Consider the following 2,540-nt stretch of genomic DNA (forward strand, 5'->3'; position numbering starts at 1 on the left):
ACACTGAGTAAGTCCATGTCGATCACTCCACGACCCTCCGACTGGCAGCCGGAGGCGAGGGAAACATGGGTCAATTCTCAATGGTAATTTATACGCCCCCCGGGTCACATCTCAGTGGCAATCAACACCACATTTGCGCCATCCTGACTGGCCCCCATCGCGTGGCCCCCACAATGGCCCCCAACGAACGAGGGTTGTATGCGGACGGCTTGGAACGAGGGTGGCCAATAAAGGCTGAAATACCGCGGGTTTGTGCGGTCTGTCCAGACAGATACGAACGTCGATGGATAGGAAAATGGAGCGGGTGAAGGGAATCGAACCCTCGTCGTAAGCTTGGGAAGCTTCTGCTCTGCCATTGAGCTACACCCGCGTTGCAAGCGCTTGGCCTGATTTTCGCGCGCCGTTTTCAGGGATTTGCTCCGCTGAGGCGAGGGGCCTAGTGCCACGATGACGGGCTCTGCGTCAACGTCTCGTTTCCTGGGCCTCGTCTGTCTGTCCTAAGCTTGCGATCAGGCCGCTCTGCCGCCGTGCGGTGCGGCAGCTGATTGTACCACGCGCAAGGCCGGTGCGGCGCGTTGGATGACCTGATTTCTGCCATTTCTCTTCGCTTCGTAGAGCGCGGCGTCGGCCGATGCGACGAAGTCTTCGACGCCGGTGTCCAGCGAATTGGCGCAGGCCAGGCCGATGCTGACCGTCACGATGCCCGCGCTGCGTCCCAGCGGCATCAGCAGTGCTTCCACTGCCGCGCGCATCCGTTCCGCAATCCTTGCGGCATCGCGCGGATCTATGTCGACGAGGATCGCGGCGAACTCTTCTCCGCCGTAGCGGGCGACGAGATCGTAATCGCTGCGCGCGCATTCGTTCAGGGCCGCTGCGACACTACGCAGCCGTTCGTCGCCGACGGCGTGGCCGAAATGGTCGTTGAGCTGCTTGAAGTGGTCGATATCTATCATCAGCAGCGCGAGTTGATCCGCAGACTGCTCGCGGCGGCTCCATTCCCGGCGCAGCACTTCGTCGAAGCGGCGCCGGTTGGGGATGCAGGTGAGGGCATCGACGTGGGACAGCAGCGTGAGCTGGTCCTGCTCTTCGAAATTGCGAAGCTGCACCAGAACGGTGCGCAGGCCGTAGCCGATGGAGGCTATGACGCAGCCGGTGATCGCCATCTCCGGGTCATAGGCCACCAGCAGCACGGATACGGTGAGCAAGGTCACCGGGATCAGCATCGGGCTGCCCGCCTGCACCACTCGGGCGAAAGCGCGTGAACTGGTGGACGCCGAGGCGCGCGGGAAGCCGCCTTGAAGGGCAAGCCACATCAGCAGCAGGAAGGGCAGGTCGATGATCACGTCCACCGGGTGGCCGTAGTCGCTGTCGCCCTGATAATGGTTCATGTAGGCCGCGCAGACCAGGTAGGCGATGGCATAGGCCGTCACCGTTCGAAAGAAGCCGAGCCGCCGGCCGGGGCGCGCGAAGTAGCGCATGATCGCAAAGACAGCGATGAAGCCGTTCTCGATGTCGAACATCATCCGCAGTTCGTCGATGCCCTGCGGCGCGGTGCCGGTGGCGGTGCTCAGATGGCAGATGTAGGCGTAGAAAAGGGCGCCCAGTGCAGCCGCCATGGCAGCGTCGACAAGGCGTACGGGCCACTTTTCATCCTCGGGGCTGACGAGGGTGAAGATCAGGGGCACGCCGTAGAGCACGTAGAGCAACATGCTCAGTCGGTCTTCGCTGGTGATGTCGAGGAACAGCGTGTTGACCACCGTTGCGACCATTCCACCGGCCCAGCACAGCATTGCCGCACCGACCGAGACCCAGCCCTCCAGCCCTTCTTTCCAGCCCCGGTACAGCGCTGCGAAACCTGCGGCGACGGGGGCGGCGATCAGCCATACGAAGGAAACCTGCATCGCCGCGTCCCGAGCCAGAAGCATCGTTCCGGCATGGGCTGCCAGAAACAGGATCGGAAGTATGGCAATGATCGGCCTGGTCGGGTGCCGCATGGTACTTTCCTGACGCGGGGCACTATTCCATCGTTATTTCGCATATTGATGTTGATCGAAGGTTAATTGGGAATCCTGACAGATGCAGCGATAGCCGGCGGAAATTGTTCACTTTCCCTTGTCCCGGGCATGACCTTCGCTCATCAGGCTCACAAGTTCCGGGCGACTGGTGGTCTGTAAGTGGCGGGCCGATTCGACTTCGATGTATTCGTCGATGGGCAGTGTTTCGGCCGAGAGGCAGTTGGCCTTCATGAGCCGCAGAGCCAGCGGATCGCGTTTTGCCAGGTGTTCGGCCAGCGTCAGTGCTTCGCAGTGAAGGGCGTCGGCTGCGAACAGGCGGGTGACGAGGCCAAGGCGGTGCGCTTCCCCGGCGCCGAAGCGTTCCGGGAAAAACAGCAGTTCTCGCGCCCGTGCCCCGCCGATGATGCGGGCGAGGCTCCAGGCGAGGCCCATGTCTCCCGATACGCCGACGCTGAGGAACGCGGTGGAAAAACGCGCACGCTCCGACGCGAACCGCAGGTCGCAGGCCATAGCCCAACCCATGCC

Annotated in this window: 2 protein-coding genes and 1 tRNA gene; all 3 read right to left on the minus strand. The window is 62.3% G+C overall.

All coding sequences use genetic code 11. From position 1 onward, the window contains the following. Nucleotides 1-296 precede the first annotated feature (296 nt). Nucleotides 297-370: transfer RNA gene (locus GVL61_RS24310), tRNA-Gly, on the minus strand. Between the two features lie 139 nt (nucleotides 371-509). Further along, nucleotides 510-1,994, minus strand: coding sequence for a GGDEF domain-containing protein (locus GVL61_RS24315; protein WP_159983846.1), 1,485 nt, complete (start codon nucleotides 1,992-1,994; stop codon nucleotides 510-512). 108 nt (nucleotides 1,995-2,102) lie between these two features. Then, on the minus strand, nucleotides 2,103-2,540 hold a 438-nt coding region (locus GVL61_RS24320; RefSeq protein ID WP_235037901.1), incomplete at its 5' end, for an enoyl-CoA hydratase/isomerase family protein.

It is taken from the genome of Novosphingobium sp. 18050 (assembly GCF_902706195.1).
In the GTDB taxonomy this organism is placed as follows: domain Bacteria; phylum Pseudomonadota; class Alphaproteobacteria; order Sphingomonadales; family Sphingomonadaceae; genus Novosphingobium.